The 17,788-nt window shown below is 43.0% G+C and carries 26 protein-coding genes; 25 read left to right on the forward strand and 1 reads right to left on the reverse strand.

What is annotated here, in order from left to right:
• The first annotated feature begins 11 nt into the window (after nucleotides 1-11).
• From ACAM39_RS09620 to ACAM39_RS09730, 23 genes are all read left to right on the forward strand, one after another.
• Complete coding sequence (locus ACAM39_RS09620) at nucleotides 12-251, forward strand: hypothetical protein (protein ID WP_369627516.1); 240 nt, start codon at nucleotides 12-14, stop codon at nucleotides 249-251.
• 7 nt (nucleotides 252-258) lie between these two features.
• Nucleotides 259-816: a hypothetical protein gene (locus ACAM39_RS09625; RefSeq protein WP_369627517.1), complete on the forward strand. Its 558-nt coding sequence runs from the start codon at nucleotides 259-261 to the stop codon at nucleotides 814-816.
• Nucleotides 817-830: 14 nt separating this feature from the next.
• Nucleotides 831-1,346, forward strand: coding sequence for a host-nuclease inhibitor Gam family protein (locus tag ACAM39_RS09630; RefSeq protein ID WP_369627518.1), 516 nt, complete (start codon nucleotides 831-833; stop codon nucleotides 1,344-1,346).
• Nucleotides 1,346-1,609 carry a hypothetical protein gene (locus ACAM39_RS09635; protein ID WP_369627519.1) on the forward strand — a complete coding sequence of 88 codons (264 nt, stop codon included), beginning with the start codon at nucleotides 1,346-1,348 and terminating at the stop codon, nucleotides 1,607-1,609. Before ACAM39_RS09630 ends, ACAM39_RS09635 begins: the two co-directional genes overlap by 1 nt.
• A 61-nt stretch (nucleotides 1,610-1,670) precedes the next feature.
• On the forward strand, nucleotides 1,671-1,967 hold the full coding sequence (locus ACAM39_RS09640; protein WP_369628603.1) for an HU family DNA-binding protein: 297 nt from the start codon (nucleotides 1,671-1,673) through the stop codon (nucleotides 1,965-1,967).
• A 143-nt stretch (nucleotides 1,968-2,110) separates the two neighbouring features.
• Nucleotides 2,111-2,416, forward strand: a complete 306-nt coding sequence (locus ACAM39_RS09645; protein ID WP_369627520.1) for a hypothetical protein — start codon at nucleotides 2,111-2,113, stop codon at nucleotides 2,414-2,416.
• Nucleotides 2,417-2,422: 6 nt separating this feature from the next.
• Complete coding sequence (locus tag ACAM39_RS09650) at nucleotides 2,423-2,725, forward strand: hypothetical protein (protein ID WP_369627521.1); 303 nt, start codon at nucleotides 2,423-2,425, stop codon at nucleotides 2,723-2,725.
• Nucleotides 2,726-2,809: 84 nt separating this feature from the next.
• Nucleotides 2,810-3,304, forward strand: coding sequence for a M15 family metallopeptidase domain-containing protein (locus ACAM39_RS09655; protein WP_369627522.1), 495 nt, complete (start codon nucleotides 2,810-2,812; stop codon nucleotides 3,302-3,304).
• Nucleotides 3,305-3,314: 10 nt separating this feature from the next.
• Nucleotides 3,315-3,545: a DUF7940 domain-containing protein gene (locus ACAM39_RS09660; protein ID WP_248148054.1), complete on the forward strand. Its 231-nt coding sequence runs from the start codon at nucleotides 3,315-3,317 to the stop codon at nucleotides 3,543-3,545.
• Entirely contained in the window at nucleotides 3,538-3,741 is a 204-nt protein-coding gene (locus ACAM39_RS09665; RefSeq protein WP_369627523.1) for a TraR/DksA C4-type zinc finger protein, read from the forward strand. The genes ACAM39_RS09660 and ACAM39_RS09665 overlap by 8 nt, the downstream gene beginning before the upstream one ends.
• A complete protein-coding gene (locus ACAM39_RS09670) occupies nucleotides 3,738-4,025 on the forward strand; it encodes a hypothetical protein (RefSeq protein ID WP_224053882.1) in 288 nt (95 codons plus the stop codon). Before ACAM39_RS09665 ends, ACAM39_RS09670 begins: the two co-directional genes overlap by 4 nt.
• Before the next feature lie 26 nt (nucleotides 4,026-4,051).
• Nucleotides 4,052-4,552: a DUF1804 family protein gene (locus tag ACAM39_RS09675; RefSeq protein ID WP_224053883.1), complete on the forward strand. Its 501-nt coding sequence runs from the start codon at nucleotides 4,052-4,054 to the stop codon at nucleotides 4,550-4,552.
• Nucleotides 4,549-6,189 (forward strand): phage terminase large subunit, encoded by a 1,641-nt coding sequence (terL, locus tag ACAM39_RS09680; RefSeq protein ID WP_369627524.1) that lies wholly within the window; start codon nucleotides 4,549-4,551, stop codon nucleotides 6,187-6,189. Before ACAM39_RS09675 ends, terL begins: the two co-directional genes overlap by 4 nt.
• An 8-nt stretch (nucleotides 6,190-6,197) precedes the next feature.
• Complete coding sequence (locus tag ACAM39_RS09685; RefSeq protein WP_369627525.1) at nucleotides 6,198-7,724, forward strand: phage portal protein family protein; 1,527 nt, start codon at nucleotides 6,198-6,200, stop codon at nucleotides 7,722-7,724.
• Between the two features lie 8 nt (nucleotides 7,725-7,732).
• Nucleotides 7,733-9,289, forward strand: a complete 1,557-nt coding sequence (locus ACAM39_RS09690; RefSeq protein ID WP_369627526.1) for a phage minor head protein — start codon at nucleotides 7,733-7,735, stop codon at nucleotides 9,287-9,289.
• Nucleotides 9,290-9,668: 379 nt separating this feature from the next.
• Nucleotides 9,669-10,649 (forward strand): hypothetical protein, encoded by a 981-nt coding sequence (locus ACAM39_RS09695; protein ID WP_369627527.1) that lies wholly within the window; start codon nucleotides 9,669-9,671, stop codon nucleotides 10,647-10,649.
• Between the two features lie 96 nt (nucleotides 10,650-10,745).
• Nucleotides 10,746-11,084: a hypothetical protein gene (locus ACAM39_RS09700; protein WP_369627528.1), complete on the forward strand. Its 339-nt coding sequence runs from the start codon at nucleotides 10,746-10,748 to the stop codon at nucleotides 11,082-11,084.
• 94 nt (nucleotides 11,085-11,178) lie between these two features.
• A complete protein-coding gene (locus ACAM39_RS09705) occupies nucleotides 11,179-12,174 on the forward strand; it encodes a major capsid protein (protein WP_369627529.1) in 996 nt (331 codons plus the stop codon).
• 287 nt (nucleotides 12,175-12,461) lie between these two features.
• Nucleotides 12,462-12,686 (forward strand): Acb2/Tad1 domain-containing protein, encoded by a 225-nt coding sequence (locus ACAM39_RS09710; protein ID WP_224053891.1) that lies wholly within the window; start codon nucleotides 12,462-12,464, stop codon nucleotides 12,684-12,686.
• 8 nt (nucleotides 12,687-12,694) lie between these two features.
• Nucleotides 12,695-13,138 carry a phage protein Gp36 family protein gene (locus ACAM39_RS09715; protein ID WP_369627530.1) on the forward strand — a complete coding sequence of 148 codons (444 nt, stop codon included), beginning with the start codon at nucleotides 12,695-12,697 and terminating at the stop codon, nucleotides 13,136-13,138.
• Nucleotides 13,138-13,581: a phage virion morphogenesis protein gene (locus ACAM39_RS09720; protein WP_369627531.1), complete on the forward strand. Its 444-nt coding sequence runs from the start codon at nucleotides 13,138-13,140 to the stop codon at nucleotides 13,579-13,581. The genes ACAM39_RS09715 and ACAM39_RS09720 overlap by 1 nt, the downstream gene beginning before the upstream one ends.
• Nucleotides 13,581-14,081, forward strand: a complete 501-nt coding sequence (locus ACAM39_RS09725) for a phage tail terminator protein (RefSeq protein WP_369627532.1) — start codon at nucleotides 13,581-13,583, stop codon at nucleotides 14,079-14,081. Before ACAM39_RS09720 ends, ACAM39_RS09725 begins: the two co-directional genes overlap by 1 nt.
• A 35-nt stretch (nucleotides 14,082-14,116) precedes the next feature.
• A complete protein-coding gene (locus ACAM39_RS09730) occupies nucleotides 14,117-14,857 on the forward strand; it encodes a phage tail tube protein (RefSeq protein ID WP_369627533.1) in 741 nt (246 codons plus the stop codon).
• A 55-nt stretch (nucleotides 14,858-14,912) separates the two neighbouring features.
• Here ACAM39_RS09730 and ACAM39_RS09735 read toward each other — a convergent pair whose 3' ends face one another.
• The gene (locus ACAM39_RS09735) at nucleotides 14,913-16,943 is read right to left on the reverse strand and encodes an ATP-binding protein (protein ID WP_369627534.1); all 2,031 of its coding nucleotides are present in this window, start codon (nucleotides 16,941-16,943) and stop codon (nucleotides 14,913-14,915) included.
• A 232-nt stretch (nucleotides 16,944-17,175) separates the two neighbouring features.
• Here ACAM39_RS09735 and ACAM39_RS09740 point away from each other — a divergent pair, with 232 nt between their 5' ends.
• Nucleotides 17,176-17,364, forward strand: coding sequence for a hypothetical protein (locus tag ACAM39_RS09740; RefSeq protein WP_369627535.1), 189 nt, complete (start codon nucleotides 17,176-17,178; stop codon nucleotides 17,362-17,364).
• Nucleotides 17,365-17,367: 3 nt separating this feature from the next.
• Complete coding sequence (locus ACAM39_RS09745) at nucleotides 17,368-17,775, forward strand: hypothetical protein (RefSeq protein ID WP_369627536.1); 408 nt, start codon at nucleotides 17,368-17,370, stop codon at nucleotides 17,773-17,775.
• The last annotated feature ends 13 nt before the right edge of the window (nucleotides 17,776-17,788 follow it).

The following is a 17,788-nucleotide window of genomic DNA, read 5'->3' on the forward strand; positions in this document are numbered from 1 at the left end:
GGGAGAAAACAATGCGACTAGATATGTATGCACAAGGCGAAGCAAAACAAACCGAACCATCGATTTGGGCATGGCTAAAAAAAGACCAAATCAAAAATGAAAACCTGTACCGCAGTCTTGAGTGTCAAGATGACTTAATCCGCCAATTAATGGCACGTCAAGACCGTCAAGGCAAATGGATTGCGTTTTTGCTGCTGGCTTGGGTGTTTAGTGTGGTGTTTATGTGGTTTGGCGTACTGGTGACGGTGTGAGGTGGGTATGAAAACCAAATGCCCTAACTGTGGTTACCAAAGCGACATTGACGGTCTTATCCGCCTGATGTCTGGCGGTGAAGCCTTTATCACTGCCTTTGATATACCGTGCGAACTGAAACAGCCATTGCTTAAGTACCTTGGACTGTTTCGCAATCCAACAGGTCATGATCTGACGTGGGATAAACTCACCAAAATCATTGGCGACTTAACCCCTGCGATCCGCGCAAAGAAAGTCACTTTTAATAAGCAAGTCTTTGATGCCCCGCCCCAAGCGTTTATTTGGGGCATTGAGCAAGTGATGAAGCAGTTTGGCGAAGGCAAGCTGACATTGCCACTGAAAAATCATCACTACCTATTTGCGGTCATGCAAAGTTTTGATATCCGCAAAGATGTCAATCCTAACCAAGCCGCAACATTGGGTGAATTTGTCGCCTTTAACGGGGTGAAAAAGCCTGTATTTGCTGGGCGTACCCAGCAAGAAACTTGGGATATCGTCAACCAAGCACGAGACCCTGGGGAGTCGCTAGATGAAACTTATGAACGTATCAAATCCAACTACTAACAAGGAGCAGCCAAATGGCTAAAAAAGCAAAAATCAAAGCAGTCGCTACTATCATCGCATGTCAAAGCCTTGAGCAAGTACAAGACTTTATTCGTCATATCGGCGACAAAAACCGCGAAGTCATCCGTCTGCAAGCCAAGATGAATGACGAAGTGGCAGCCATTACCAACAGCTACACGGAATCTATCAATGGGCTAAAGCAAGAAATTGAGCAGATGACAGGGGCGGTGGAAATTTGGTGCGCTGCCAATCGTAGCAAAATCCTAGAAAAAGGACTGAAAACGGCAAACCTAATCACGGGTGAAGTCTCTTGGCGGTTTAGCCCACCGAGTGTGAGCCTACGCAAAATTGAAGATGTGATTGCAAGCCTGAAAGAAAAGGGTTTGACCCAGTTTATCCGCGTCAAAGAAGAGGTAAATAAAGAAGCTATTTTGGCTGACCCACTAGCAGTAAAGGATGTGGCAGGGGTGACTATCAAAAGCGGTCAAGAATTTTTTGAAATCAAGCCGTTTGAAGTTGAGGTGAAGTAATGGGAACGATAGCAAGCCTAACCACGACTGCCAACCAAATCACAAAACTGTTGGAATTGGCGGTTGAACCATTGAATGAAAAATTAGAAGAGACTGGCTACAAGGTTATCTTTCGGCAAGTCAAACGTGGTAAAGATCGTGTAACTGAGGCGTTTTTATCATTCGGTATTTGGCGACAGGAAGTTATTAGTTTGAGTGATGACGACTTGCCCAAGCTGCTTACCATGAACCCAGACGATATCGTCAAATATTTGAAGTCTTAACTGCCACATTTTAAGTGGTAAAACCGGAAATGCAACACCGCCGCCAGTCGGTCACTGGCAAATCAAACCTAAAAAGGAAAATAGTATGAACAAATCTGAACTTATCGCCAAAATCGCTGAGAAAAGCGGACTTAATCAAAAAGATGCGGGTAAAGCATTGGATGGGTTGACGCAAGCAGTCTCTGACGCATTGGCAAATGGCGAAGATGTGACATTGGTTGGCTTTGGTACCTTCTCGGTCAAAGAACGTGCCGCTCGCACGGGACGTAATCCACAGACTGGTGAAGAAATCCAAATCGCGGCTTCAAAAGTGCCAAGTTTTAAGGCAGGTAAAGCGTTAAAAGATGCCGTTAAATAGCGTTTAAACCCGTTTAAACCCGTTTAAACCCGTTTAAATCAATAAAAAAGACCAGTTTTTAATTGGTCTTTTTTGTTTTATACTAACATTAGGCAATGTAAAGTTAGGTATATTTTCAATAATTGTTTTCGTTGGAGTCATAAATGTCTAGTGCTGTTAATCATGTAGTCAGAATGGGTAAAGCTGTCAATTTCACTTATACAATTGCCTATCAAGAAAAATCTCTTACAGAAGAGCGTAGTGTCTTAATAGATAAAAATATAGACTTAAAGAATGAAGATGATCTTGAAAAAGTTAGACATATTATTGAAGATTTGATTATAAAAGAAATACCAGAGAAGTTTTTAAATGTTAAATTCAATAATGATGCTGAGAATAATATTAGTATAAATTTTTATATTACAGAGGTTAGTGATATCAGTGTTGATTTTAATTTGCTAAAAAAGTAACGAAATATGGATAAAATTTTATTTGAATTAGAGATGTTTTGTGAAATAGCTGACCGTAAAAAGTCAATTTTGATTATACCAGCTATTTGGCTAGTATTTGGCATGGTTGTCATTATGCTTTATTTAAGAATAATTGAGTTTATATATGATAACCAAGATGTCCCAGTTATAAAACCGTTTGCAGATATAGCTCTTAGTCATCCGCTAGCAGTCTATGTTGCGATTGTATGCATATTTTTCTATACGACTTTTGATTTGATGGTATTTCTATATAAAAAAGAAAAACGTCGGCTTTACAAAATTTTTTAAGGCTGAACCACTGAACTCAATCATCTGACCCACGAATAGCCAAACTGCCAAAATGCTCATAAATTCCCTTATGAGCATTTTTTTATGGCAACTTTTTCAAACCTTAGCAAACAACGTATGGATGGCTTACATCCTACACTGCAAAAAATCCTTAATCGTGCCATCACCATCAGTCCACAGGATTTTATGGTGCTTGAAGGCGTGCGAAGTGACGAACAATGCTACATCAACTATGGCAAAGGTCGAACCGTTGCCCAGTGCACAGCAAAAGGCGTCCCTGCTCGATACGCTAAACCATCATTAGCCAAGGTGACTTGGCTCAATAACCCCTTGTCATCAAAGCATCGTAAACAAAAGGATGGCTATGGTCATGCTGTCGATGTGGTGCCGTACCCTGTGGATTGGAATGACTTAGCTAAATTTGACACCATCGCCAAAGCTATGTTTGAAGCCCAAAAACAGCTAAAAGCGGAAGAGTCTATTCCTGCTAGCACTAATCTGCGGTGGGGTGCAAACTGGGATGGCGATGGCAAATATCGTGAAAAAGGCGAATATGACAGCCCACACTTTGAAATCTAAGGGGGGAAACATGAAATTTGAACTTGTACCAAAATGGCAAACAGGCTGGAAATGGTTTAGTAACTGGGCGTTTATGATTATCGTCTTTTTGGCAACTGTACCCGTGCCCCCTGAAGTCATTGCCTTGTTGCCGCCTGCTGTCCAAAAGCACTTAATCGCAATCGTGGCTATCTGTGGTTTGATTTTACGCTTTGTCAAACAAGCACCACCCAAGACTTTTGAGGTGGAAAAGAATGGGTGACATTATTGACCGTGCCAACCTTGAGACGGACGCCTGGACAGCCGAGCACATCCGTCAAACGACCAAAGGGCAAACACCCAATGATATCAGCGACTGCATAGTATGTGGCGAACCGATTGGCGAAAAACGCAAGCAAGCCCTACCGTGGGCAGTGCGCTGCATAAACTGCCAGGCAGCAAAGGAAGGCAAAAAATGAACGATGCAATGATGGTGCTAATTATTAGTACCGTGGTCGGTCTGATAAGTACGATTTTTTGGCGCTGGGTTAGCACAGTCAGTGATGGCAGTAAAGACAACACCAAAAAGGTTGATGATCTACGCACTGATTTGACCAGTTTTAAGCTTGAAGTGAGCCAAAACTATCAAAGCAAGGCGGATGCTCACCGTGATATGCAAACCATCATGGATGGCTTAAAAGAAATTAAGGTCGAAGTCAAAGAAGTGGGCAATAAACTCGACAAAAAAGCGGATAAGACGTAAGGCACTATTTAAAAAGGCAACTAGCAATGGCACACGACAAAGACAAAAAACAAACGGTACGCAAGATGTATGTCTTTGATGGCATTAGCCTGACGACCTGTGCCGTGATGGCTGAAATCAGCTACTCCACTGTTCAACGATGGAAAAATGATGCCAAAAAAGCAGGTGATGACTGGGATGCGGTGCGAGCGGCTCATACTTTGGCAGGTGGCGACTTGGAGGACATTAGCCGTCAAATCATGACCGAGTTTGTCATTGCTTATAAAGCCCAAATGGAAAAACTCAATTTTGATGAAACATTGACTGCCAAGCAACGGGTCGAGATGTTGGCGTCACTGGCGGACAGTTATGTTAAGACCGTGGCTGCAAACAAAAAGACTATGCCGCAAACCAGTAAGCTTGCGGTTGCTTTCGAAGTACTGGATAAGTTTAAAGATTATGTGATGCAAAACGCCCCAGAAATCGCCCCAAAGTTTGCTGAAATGCTTGTACCGTTTGGTGAGCAAATGGAAAAAGAATTGAAATGAAATCTAAAGAATTTTTAACCAATCTGAATAAACTTGCTGAAAGCTTACGCCAAACGATTGAAGCGAGTTTCACGGGTTGGGATGATAACCCCAAGTCGATTGCCGAACGTCGAGCAAATATCTTTGACCCAGTGGGTGGCTTTAAATACTTTCTTGCGCATTACGTCCCGCACTATATCCGCAATCCGGAACTGTCGGAACTGCATAAGTACCTGCATAAAGTACTGCCTGAAGTGGCAAGCAACCCCGAAAGTTGTCTGGAGGCCATCGCTGCCCCCCGTGGTGAAGCCAAATCAACCATTGTCAGCCAGTTATACACGATTTGGCGGATTATCACCGCAAAAACCCATTATACGCTGATTGTGATGGACAGTATCGACCAAGCCTACCCCATGCTAGAGGCAATCAAAGCCGAACTGGATAGCAACCCGCGTATCAAAATCGACTTTCCCGAAGTCTTTGGGCAAGGTCGAGTGTGGCAAGCAGGGTCAATCATCACCGCCAATAACATCAAAGTACAAGTCGCTGGCGCTGGTAAAAAACTCCGTGGTTTGCGTCATGGGGCATATCGTCCTGACCTTGTGGTACTAGATGATATCGAAAACGATGAAAATGTGCGAAGCCCCGAACAGCGGGACAAACTGCATACTTGGCTAAAAAAGACCATCATGCCATTGGGTGCCGCGGGGGAAAAGCTCGACATTATTTATATCGGTACGATTTTGCACCATGACAGCGTGTTGAATCGGACACTCGATAACCCTGCGTGGCGGTCGGCTCGCTTTAAAGCTATTTTAAAATTCCCAGACAATATGGCGCTTTGGGATGAATGGGAAGCGCTATTTAAAGCCAAACGCCTCGATGAGGCAGAAGCCTTTTATCAAAAAAACAAGAAGAAAATGGACAAAGGGGCGATAGTCTCGTGGAAAGCCCGTCCAATTATCGTCTTGATGAAAATCCGTGCCCGTGATGGTCATGATGCGTTTGATAGTGAGTACCAGAACGATCCGACAGCGAGTGAAGATGCACCGTTCCATAACTCGCTACATTACTGGCATACCTTGCCAAATAACCTGTTGTACTTTGGGGCGTGTGACCCGTCGCTCGGTAAGTTTGGTAAACAGCGTGACCCATCGGCAATCGGTATCGGTGGCTTTGACCGTGAAAACGGGATTTTGTACATCGTTAAAATGCTGATTAAAAAACGCTTACCTGACCGTATCATCAGCGACATTATCGAATTGCAACGCCAGTATATGTGCATTGCTTGGGCGATTGAATCAGTGCAGTTTCAAGAATTTTTACGCACCGAACTGGTCAAACGTAGTGCCAAAATGGGCGTGCCTGTCCCTGCTGTACCTGTGCATCCCCATGCCGATAAAGAATTGCGGATTGAAGCATTACAACCGCATTGTGCCAACGGCTTGATTTTATTCCACACCGAACAGACGACTGTGATAGACCAATTTAAGCATTTTCCCAAAGGCGATCACGATGATGGCTGTGACTGTGTCGAAATGCTCCACAAAATCGCTCAACAATACGGGCAAATTCATCAAATTCAAGAAATTGTGATACCAGAGCCAAATATGTATCAAATGAATTTTGGCGGCTTTGGCACATTTAATAGTTGGTAAGGTAAAAAATGGCAAAAAAGAAACAACAGATTGACCAAAACACGATTGTCGTGGCGTTTGATTCGGCAATGGACACGTTTACCCAAGCGTCGAGTACCGACCAATTGCTTGCTGAAACAGGCAAAAGCCGTCAGCAGCTGCTTGATACGGTCGCTCGTGATGATGAAGTCGAAGGCTGCCGCGAAGACCTGCGTACCGCTATTTTGGCAGAGCCGTGGCGTCTGTATGCGTTTGATGACACTGTGCCTGAAGCGACCATCAATGTACTGTACACGTTGGTGCGAAAATTTAGCAAAGAGTTTGCTGAGCTTGCCATCCTTGCCAAGTTTGGCGGCTATATGGTTGCTGAATACGTGTTTAAAAAAGAGCCAAATGGATTTTTGACCCTAGATAAAATCCTATCAAAAGATGGCGAACTGGACAAGTACGTGCCACAGCGTGACGGTGAGATGTTATACAAAGGTGAGATGGATGAAATCGCTATCGACCAAACGCTCAAGTACTTGGTACTAAAATCCAAAGCCACGCCCGCCAATCCAGCCGGTGAGCTGATGATTATCCGTATCTATCCAGCCGTTGCTCTGCGTAACCGTGACTGGGCATATGCAGGTCAGTTTATTGCACGTTATGCTGTGCCGTATATTGTGGGTAAGCAAGGCGGCTATACCGACGTCAAAGTATTTACCAATTCGCTTTTTGGGTTTTTGAATGGCGGTGCAACAGGCATCGGTAAAGATGACGATATTCAAATGCACCAGTTAAGCGGTGACGGCTCAGCGTTTGAAATTTTTGAGCGCATGGCGAACCGTCGCATCCAAAAACTACTACTGGGGCGGGTAAAAACCAGTGAACTGACTGGTGGCAGTCGCTCGGCTCAAGAAACTGACGATAAAGTGCGTGAAGACCGTGTCAGTGCCTATCTTGACCTGATGACGGAAGGCATCCAACACGCGATTAATGCGATTATTGCGGTAAATAGCCTCTGGGGTGTGCCTATCAATGCCCCTCAAGGGATTTGGTTTGAGTACTTATCCAAAAATCCACCGAATAAAACCTTGGCGGAAGTGGTCAAAATCTATAGCGAAATCGGCAGCGTCCGCATGACCAAGGCGTTTTATACCGATGTCGTTGGATGGGATGAGAAGCATTTTGAAATGATTGAGCAACCTCAGCAGGGTCAGCAGCTATCACAATCGCCCCATGCGACACAGCCTACCACGTTGCCACACCCGACTGCCCCAACGAGTCAACCAGACGGCCATGTTGATTTGGGTAATCAGCAATTCGTACTTGCTAAAAAGCCTGTGGAAGACCCAATGCCAACAGACATGGAAACCAAAATCGGCAAGTCAAAATTGAGCGCTATCTTGTCTATCTTAAATGACAGTGACGATTATCAGCAGTTTAGCCAAAGTTTGAATAATTTGACCTTGCCCGATGCTGGCTTTACCCAAGATTTGGCGGATAAAACGACGGATAGTTACATCAAAGGGCTTGATGGGTACACCAATGCCAATGGCGAAAATCAGTTGTAAGGTGTGTTATGCCAGTTAAAACTAAAGACGAACACGGCTATACGCCCGATAATTATCAGCCCTTGCCAAACAAAGAAGCGATTGTCCACTTTAATGGTAAAACCTTGCTCACGGCTGAAAGTTATCTTGATGTCAAAGCGTATGAACACGCCTTGGCATTTACCGTGGCAGGGCTGATGGATGAAGACTTGCTCAAAGATGTGCGTGATGCGGTTGCCTCAGCGATGGAGAATGGCACAGATTTTAGGGAGTTTAAACGCACGTTAAAGCCGTATCTCATGGCAAAAGGTTGGCTGGCTGAAACATTGGATGATGGCACGCAGCAGCTAGTGGCAGGGTCAAACAGACGATTGCGAACAATCTACAGTACCAATCTGCAAACCGCCTATAGCGCTGGGCAATGGGAGCGAATCCAACAGACTAAAGAATTTTTGCCGTATCTGCAATATATGCCAAGCGTGTCAGAAAATCCACGGCTTAGTCATAAGCGTTATTATGGGCTATGTCGCCCTGCCGATGATACGATTTGGCAATCTATCATGCCACCTAATGGCTGGGGCTGCAAATGCTGGGTGAAGCAGCTTACAAAAAGTCAAGCTCAAAAAGTAGGGATTAGCGAAAAGACCGAACTTGACACCCAAGAATATACCAATCCAAAGACTGGGAAAACGTCTGACGTGCCGATGGGGATTGACCCAAGTTTTAATCATAATTTTGACCGTTTGACAGCGTTGTTTAAGTTGGCTGAAGATAAGCATGGGACAGATTTTAGTGAAAGGCTTGCCGAAAAAGCTAAATCAATTATGATAGGTGCTAAAGAAGTTAATGGGAATTTAATAAGCATGCGTACTGACTGGAAGGATTTCCCTGATATTTTCATTGCCCATTCAGCAAACACGATAACCAGTCATGAAAAATATGCTGCTGCCAAAGCAGGTGATATGGAACCTGCTCTTGAGTTAGTTAATGATTATCTTGATGATGATTTTTTGAATGAGCTTGATAAATTTATCAAAAAATTTGACGATGTCCATGTATTGCCCGTACATGCTGAAGAAATGGCTGGGCGAAATAAAATTCCTGTTGCCTATGCGCAAGCTATACATCAGATACTGGGTTTAAGTCTTGATGATGATATCGTTCAAGCAACTAGAGCTTTTAGAACTCAATCTGATGGTATTGGACGTCTTGTCAAACGCGTTAGTTTTGAAGGTGATGTTGTTGCTGGCAGAAATTATTTGATTGTTGATGATGTTGTCACTCAAGGCGGAACTTTGGCAGACTTGAAAGGCTATGTTGAGCTAAATGGCGGAAAAGTCGTAGCGGCAAGTACGTTGTCGGGTAAGGCAAACTCTGCTAAAATGGCTATTACAAAGTCAACGCTTGGACAATTGCGTAAACAAGCTGGAAAAGAACTCGAACAATGGTGGAAGGAGCAATTTGGCTATGACTTCTCTAAACTTACAGAATCAGAAGCAAGGTACATCAACAAACAAATCCACAGGGACGGTATTGACGCCGTCCGAGATAAGCTCATTGCGGCAAGACTTGAAGCAAGCAGTTAAATTTGGCGACGGATTTTTTAAGCAACGAGCGACTTTGTTTAAACAACGAAATAAATAGCTAAAAAACCCACAATTACGTGGGTTTTTTATTGCCTATACAAAACTATCCTAAATAGCGTTTAAAACCCGTTTAAATTGCGTGAGAAACGTTTAAAAGAATTAAGACGCATATTTGCTTGTCTAAAATCTAAATGCGCTAAAAACGCCTTAAAATCTCATCTATCAAAAAACCACTGTTTCAATCCACATCTGTATTTTACAGACGAATTTAAATCTTATCATGAAACCACTGAACTGCATCATCTAACCGCAAAAAATCCACCATTCCATAATAGGCTCATCAAAATTTAATCCAAAAATTAATCACTTTGGAAAGCCTATGCCAAAAGCCACTAAAAGCACCAAAAACAAGCCCCACGTCTATCTATTTAGCGATGTAAACGTTGCGCCATCCAAAGACGGCAGTGCGCCGCGTCAGTTTAGCGGGGTTGCTAACTCTGGTAAGCCATTTAACTACTATGGCGTGCGGGTCATCGTTGACTTGGAAAACTTGAGCTTTAGCGACAAAGTCCCTGCACTGGTAGAACATGAGCGCAGTAAACGGGCAGGCTTTGGCGTACTGTCAGTCGAAAACAACCAGCTAATGATTAACGGTACGCTTTTGGACAATGACTTTGGCAATGAAGTTGCTGATGATGCCGATGCCGGTTTTCCTTGGCAGATGTCCGCCCATGTCATTGCCGAAACCGAAGAGAACTTAACAGGCAATAGTACCGCTATCATCAATGGTCAGACCGTGACCGCGCCAATTACCATCTTACGCAATTGCCGCATCCCTGAAGTGTCATTTACCCCCACTGGCGTGGATAGTGAAACGTCAGCGGTAATCTTGGGTGATGACGGTAACAATCATTTATCAACGCCTACTCCAAAGGACAACACCATGACGTTAGAAGAAGCCCTAGCCGAAATCGAAAAACACAAAGCTGCCCAAGCTGAAAAAGATAATCGCATCAAAGCGCTGGAGGAAGAAAACGCCAAACTCAAAGCGTCTGAAACGCAGGCGAATGTCGATGCCCAGTTAAGCCAAGCAGGTTTTAGCAAGTCTGAAGACGGCAAATGGCAAGGCGTATCAGATACGACTTATCAAGTGCTATTGTCGCAAGATGCAGACAAAGCCCGTGCAATGATTGGTGACTTAAAGCTATCACAACCTAATCGTCAAGACGCGCCCGGTTATCTATTTGGTGAGCAGCATAAGCCAAATGGTAACGGCATCAACCAAGGCGGTAATCAATTTAGCAATAGTTTGGTTGACAATGCCAAGGCACGCGCAAGCGGCAAACAAACCTTTATTTAATTTTATTTCAAGCGGTGCTTTGTTTTAACGGCTCTCACCGCAACCAATTTTTAAACAGCATTTAAACGCAATTTTAAAATTAGAAGGAAAAACCCTATGCCAAACGCATTTGTTACCATTGGCGATTTGCTCAAAGATGAAGCATCCACAGGCAATCGTGTCGATATCCCTGCCCCTGTCGGCTTAAAAGCGGGCGAACTGGTTAAGTATGAACCCCGCAACCAGTATTTGGTCGCTTTGACCGATGAGATTAACGGTAAAACGCTGGTACAACCGTTTAACTGTGTGATGTTTGCTGACAATATCAGTGAAGCCAGTTTGACAGCGACTGAAGTAACGGTGCAACAGCTTGCCAATGAAGGCGAAGCTCACGGTATCAAGTATATCAGCTTGAGCAAAAACATTGTGCCTGCGGCTGCTACAACTGGCGAATAAGGCTATACGACAGGTCTTTAATTTTATTATGTTGAATGGTGTTTACAACATTCCTGTTAACTAACTAAAACTCTTTGAATGCAAGGAAAATCCTATGCCTTTATCCAATGAAGCCAATTTTGGCGTGCGTCCTTTAACCGATGCGATTAATAATCTGCCTGTCACCCCGACAACCATCCGTGAATCGGGCTTGTTTGTACCTGAATATCTGACCACGACCTATGTCGATGTCGAATCAAAAGGTAATCAACTCACCCTAGTACAATCTGCCCCGCGCGGTACGCCGGGTAAGCCTGTGGCTGAAAGCCGTAAGGGCAAAAAGACCTTCCAATGCGTGCATTTACCCAAAGATGACGTGGTACGTGCTGATGACGTACAAAACGTGCGTGCCTTTGGCTCGGAAAATACTGCCGCTGCGGTCAATGACAAGGTCAATGACAAATTGGCTGGCATGAAAAGCGACCTTGAATACACCCGTGAGCATCTGCAATTGGAGGCATTGCAAGGCAAAGTGTTAGATGCAGATGGCACGGTAATTGTTGATTTTAACAAAGAATTTAACATCACCCGTCCGAATCTTGCCCTAGGTTTATCAAACGATACGACCAAAGCGGGGTCAGTGCTGGATAAATTCTTGCGTGAGCGTAAAAAAGCCTTGGCAGGTGATACCTTTAAAGGTTGGTTGGTTTATGCGTCACCTGAGTGGTTAGAAGCGTTCATTTATCATAAGTCTATTTATGATTTGTACGCCCGTTTTGCAGACTCAGCCAAAGTCTATACGCAGGACAATAGCAATACGGAAGTAGCGTTCCGCTATCGCAATGTTGATTTTGTCGAATATGACTATCAATTTGGCTCAGAGGTGGATATCAAAGCAGGTGAAGCGTTGCTTTCCCCAGTGGGTACGAAAAAAACGCTCAAAGAATACTTTGCCCCTGCCGACATGAATGCAACGGTAAACACCAAAGCGCTGCCGTACTATGCCAGCCGTGAAAAGCTACTACATGATAAAGGCTGGAGCTTACACGCTCAGACAAATCCGCTACCTGTGGCATTACGTCCGCTCGCATTGGCGACGTTGAAGATTTAAGTGATTAAGTCCCTAGCCACAAGGGCGGTATAGCCGATACTGTGGACAGTGCCAGCGGACGGTGCATTGTGAGCAAAAACATCCGCAAGTTAAGCCGTAATGCTAACAAGCAGACCTCCGACGGTGATTAACTCGGCTAGCCCACGATACGGGCGACCCTATTTTACTGAAGAGATAAAACAATGTACCCGATTAATTTACATGATTTAAGTGCTTATTGGTTGCTAATTGCGCATAACCCACGGAACAACCGCAAAACCAAAGCTAAACGCAAATAAGGAATAGCAATGGACAATCAACACAAAAAAATTAAAGGCTATCGTGAGCTGACCCAAGCCGAAATTGACTTGATGAATGAAGTTAAGGCAAAAGGCGTTGAATTGGGTGAATTGGTCGAAAAACTGATAAATGCTGACGGCTTAGACAAGCGTTGGATTAGCATTGGTAAAACTGACTTACAAACAGGCTTAATGGCGTTGGTGCGTGGTATTGCCCAACCAGAAACGTTTTAAGGTAAAAAATGATTACGCTAAACGACTTAATCACCCGCTTTAACAAAGACAACGAGCTTGCCGAGTTGACCGACCGTGAGAACTACGCTGACATCGATGTCGCTGTGGTCAATATGGCTATTCGTGATGCTGAAGGTGTGGTCGAGTCTTATCTTAATGCCGTGGGGTTGGTCAAGCGTAGTCTGGACGGTGAGCTACTCTACATAGCGAGCGCAACTGTCCCTGAGGTATTGCAGTCAAAAACCTGTGATATTGCCCGCTGGTACCTACACGACGACCAAGTCACCAGCGAAGTACAAAAACGCTATGATGAAGCAATTAAGTGGTTTGAGCGGGTGCAAAAAAACCCTGTCATGCTCACAGGCATTGATGACAAAAACGGCAACACCGATGGCATCAATAGCGGTATTGCAGTAATGGCAAACCCCACACCCAATATGTGGAAAATCTAATGCAAATAGACATTACTCATGATATCCCTGCATTAAATGAGCATTTAACAGGCCTGCAACAGCGATTAAACGGTAATTTAACGCCATTGATGCAAGCGATTGGCTCGGTACTAGAAGGCTCAACCCGACAACGTTTTGCCGATAAGCAGTCACCCAATGGCGTGGCATGGGCGGTGTTAATGCCGTCAACCGTCAAGGCAAAAAACGGGCGTAGCAATATCTTGGTAGATAGTGGCGACTTAATCCGCTCTATCACGTTTCACGCGACTAGTGACAGCGTGGTGGTTGGTACAGATAGACCGTATGGTAAGTACCACCAGACAGGGACTAAAAAAGCCAATGGCACTACCAAGATGGTCGCCCGTCCGTTTCTGGGATTATCCGAAGACGATAAAAGCGAGATTGGCGATTTGATTAACGACTTTTTGGCTGGGAATTTATGATGAGTGATTTACCCCTTTGGCACGATGATTTGTTTGCTTGCTATCCTGCGATGATTGAGCGCCTGCAAACGCTGGTCAAAGATGGCACGGTAAAAATCATCAAAGAAGCCGATGATATCAGTGATTTGTTCCCTGATGGTGAAAACGGCTCACGTCGCTTGCCACTCGATGGCGCGATTTATGTAATCTTTGACAGTGTCAACCCAACGGGCGACAACAACGACAATGGCAAGAATCAGGAACACGAAATCGGCTTTAGCCTTGTCTATACCGTCAAAAAATATAACTTTCGGGGCTTGTCTGGCATGTCTGTGGGAAAGGTGTTGGCACGCATTGGCAAATGTATGAATGGCTTTGAGCCTGCCAAAGATGGTCGTAACTTAACGCTATCACCCTTTGAGCAACGTAACCCACTGCCTGTACAGTACAAAAACGGATTTGGTTATTTTAGCTTACGCTATGTCACGACCGTGGCGACGTATGCAACTGATTTTGACTAACAATTTAATTTTAACAACCACAAGGAATAAATCCTATGGCATTACATGGTAAAAAATACTCGGGTGACTTACTGGGTCGTAAATATGGCAGTAATGATGCGTTTCAGCCACTCGGCAACGTGACTGAGTTAAAGACTGACGCGAAAGTCAAAGAAGATACGCTACCTAGTACAGGGCGTGAAGACTATGGTCAACCGATTGACAGCGAGATCACCCCAGAACCGACCACGATTAGCTTAAAATTTAATACTTTTGATAAATTTGGCTTGGCACGCGCACTGATGGGTGAAGCGGTTGATTTGACCACCGCGCCTGTGACATTTGCCGATGAATCTCACAAGGTCAAACTGGGCTGGATTGACCTTGCCAACGATGACATTGATACTGCCAACTTTACCTTAAAAGACAGCACGGGTGCGACGGTAGATCCAACGCATTACGAATTAAATCCACGCCTTGGTATGGTACGTTTTACTGAGTTGTCCACGTTAGCATCGGATTCAACCTTTACCGTTGATGGCAAGACTAAAGGCTCGGCGGGTTTTCAGATTGATGCCAACACGCTGCAATCGCTACCGCTTGAGTTAAAACTTGATGGTAAAGACCGTATCACGGGAAAAGATGGTAGCTTATGGATTCCGCATACCAATTTGTCGAGCGACGGCAGTATTGATTGGTTTAGTGATAAGTGGTGGGAAAACGGCTTCAAAGGCACGCTGATTAAAGATGAAGATAAACCGACCATGCGGTTTAAAGAGCTAAACACCACGGTTTAATCGTCACGTTTGATGTTAGAGAAAATAAAAACCGCCTAAGTTAGGCGGTTTTTTGTCACGTACTTGGTATCCCAAGATGATGAAAGAAAGCACTGTTTCTCTCTGTAGCTCCTTTGACTAATTGGTCAAAGCTTATAACCTCAATATAAGCTGAATAAGATTTATGGTAGCCAAAATAACCCATTCCGTCAGAAGTTGATTGTAAATCATAATGTTTACATCTTTTAATCATGGTTGGTGTTAAATCACATAGAACATAGCAATATCCTGGTATTTCACCCCCAGCGTTTATAGGACGGTTGTTTTTAGTTGTAACTTTTCCACTTCTAATTTTCTCCAAATAGTTTAAGCACTGAAATATAGGATCTTTATCTTCATCATTAGAAACATCATTGCGCATTGGGCGTTTAATTTCAACAATTGTTAATGAAGCAAATGGCGGGCTTTTATCAGCACTAACTAAAAGCGGATTGTCAAACACTCTTAAACTTAATATATCAGGTTCTTTATTCAACACCGAATCAGTAATTGGCATTGAATTTAAAGTTTTATCTGAAGCCAAATAATTATGAAAGGCAAGTCTTTCATCAACTAACCATAAATTACAATCTAATTCGGATGTATTGTCAGAATCCGCTATCATTGGCATGATTAAACGATGAATGACTTCTTCTTTCTCATGCTTGCCATTTGCAAGTGCATCTAAGGACTTTCTTAATAAGTCTATTATAACTCTACGATGAGATACATAATTAGCTAAGTCAGATTTTTTAATATCTTGAACTTTTTGTAAATAGTTAGTCAATCGCCCAGAGTAATCTTCATGACTTTCATTTTCCTTGGGCTTCATTATCCCATGACCTTCATTTAGAATTTCATTCTCTAATTTATATTTCTGCTTATGTAAATGAACGTCTAGTTTTTCATTGGTAATTTCTGGATCAATAATCAAATCTTCCTTTTTCATACGTCCAATAATAGGCCTATACTGAGGAGCAAGATCTGAAACAAAATTTTCAATTCTATCAATGCTTGCGGTGATTTTATATTCCAGATAAGGTTCTAAAAATTCTGCACTTTTTTCAGTTACCTTCAAACGTAAGTTTTTAAACGAAATTTCACCAAGCATATCTGGAACATCTTCATCAATGTTAAATCCTGTTCTTTCACTTGCGACTCGATCATTTAAATAATTTGATGTTATATAGCAAGTGTAATAAAAATCACCTTTAGTATCTTTTAAGCTGCCGTATAATCCAGGAACTAATTCTGGTCGTATAACTTCCTCTTTTACAAGTCGATTTGAAGCACACCAAGCAAGTTTATGTTGAGACTTACTGCTTGAGGAATGTATATTACGAAATTTGATATGTGTTAAATCAAAAGAATAGCCGCCTATATCTATAGTATCTGTTTCGGCACTATCAGCCATATACCTTTCAAATAGCGAAGATAGATTTATCTCTTCCTGATCATCTCTTAATATAATCTCAGGAGAGCTTCCCTCCCTAACAAAGTACCAGAGAATATGCTCAAGTAAACTATCAGCAATTTTATAAGCATCTTTTGGAGCGACGCCTCTGTATTTTTCATCAAAGTTCTTCAATGTTACAATAGTTTTATATTGCGCAGAATTCACATCCTCTATTGAATGAATGCTAATGGCTGAGCTTTCGTTAAAAATAAATTCTCTTTTTCTAAATGTAGCATTTTCTGCATACGTACTTGAAATGGTTGCTGATTCAAAAACCTTGAGCCATATCAAGCGTCCTAGACCTCTACAACCCTTATCAATCTTATAATCAGAATCAAGCGTTTCAAATGATTGAAAATTTTTCTCATTGAAACCACAACCATTGTCAGTTATAACAAACCCTGAAATAGGTGCTTTAATTTTAGAGTCTAATTCTGTTAAAGCACCTTGCTGTCTGACTATTTCAAGTGTAATAGTCCCTTGATGTGAATTTGGGCTATCTTCAATAGCTTGGATTGAATTAACCACTGCTTCAAAAACAGGCATTAAACCATGGCTTCTAGGTAAATTAGTATTTCGAATCCTACCTTTTAAATTAGTAACTAAGCTCATGGTTTTTTCTCCTTCCAATTGCATAAAGTCAGCTCATCAAGCTTCCTCTTACTAAAACTTTGATAGATGATTATATGAGTTATAGTCTTAAAAATCATTATAGAATAGTAAATAACACGACATAAAATAACATGTCTGTTCTACTGAACACCATCAACTAACCGCCATATGCCAAGACTGCCAAAATACCGCTATCACGATAGCGGTATTTTTTTTTGTCTAAGGAAAAATTATGCATTGGCGAAAGATGAAAACCCATCTGAAAAATTGGGCAAATGAACTCGAAGAAGAAGGCTACCATGCTGACGCCAAGTACGTGCGAGAAGCGTTAATACCCAAACTTGATACAGATTTGCCGATTTATAACGCTCGGGGCAAACAAAAAATCCTTGAATTAATTGCACAACAAGAAGAAGAGTAATCAATGCCAATCAACTGGACACTCAAACGCAATGACAACGGGCAAACGCTTGAACTGCACCGACAATACAAATGGTCGGATGAATACGGCTGGACGCCAGTTGTGCAGTCAAGCCCTGTCATCACGCTATCGGGCGCCATCGATATCCAACAAGGCACACTACTCGCTAATCGACCTATCACATTAGATAGCACGCACGTATGGATTGAGCGTCAAATCGTGCAACAACTACAAGCCTGGGCATCGGTACCAGAACTGACCTTTACGCTAACTCATCCAGATGAGCGCACATTCAATGTGATGTTCCGCGCACCGTTTATTGACAACGTGTCAGAGATTAAGCCTGTCCGTCCAGAAGACGAACTGCCCACCGACAAGATGAAAGCCAATATCCACTTTCGCACCGTTTAAATGCCCTTTAAAC

Source organism: Moraxella sp. K02 (genome assembly GCF_041154755.1).
Lineage (GTDB): Bacteria > Pseudomonadota > Gammaproteobacteria > Pseudomonadales > Moraxellaceae > Faucicola.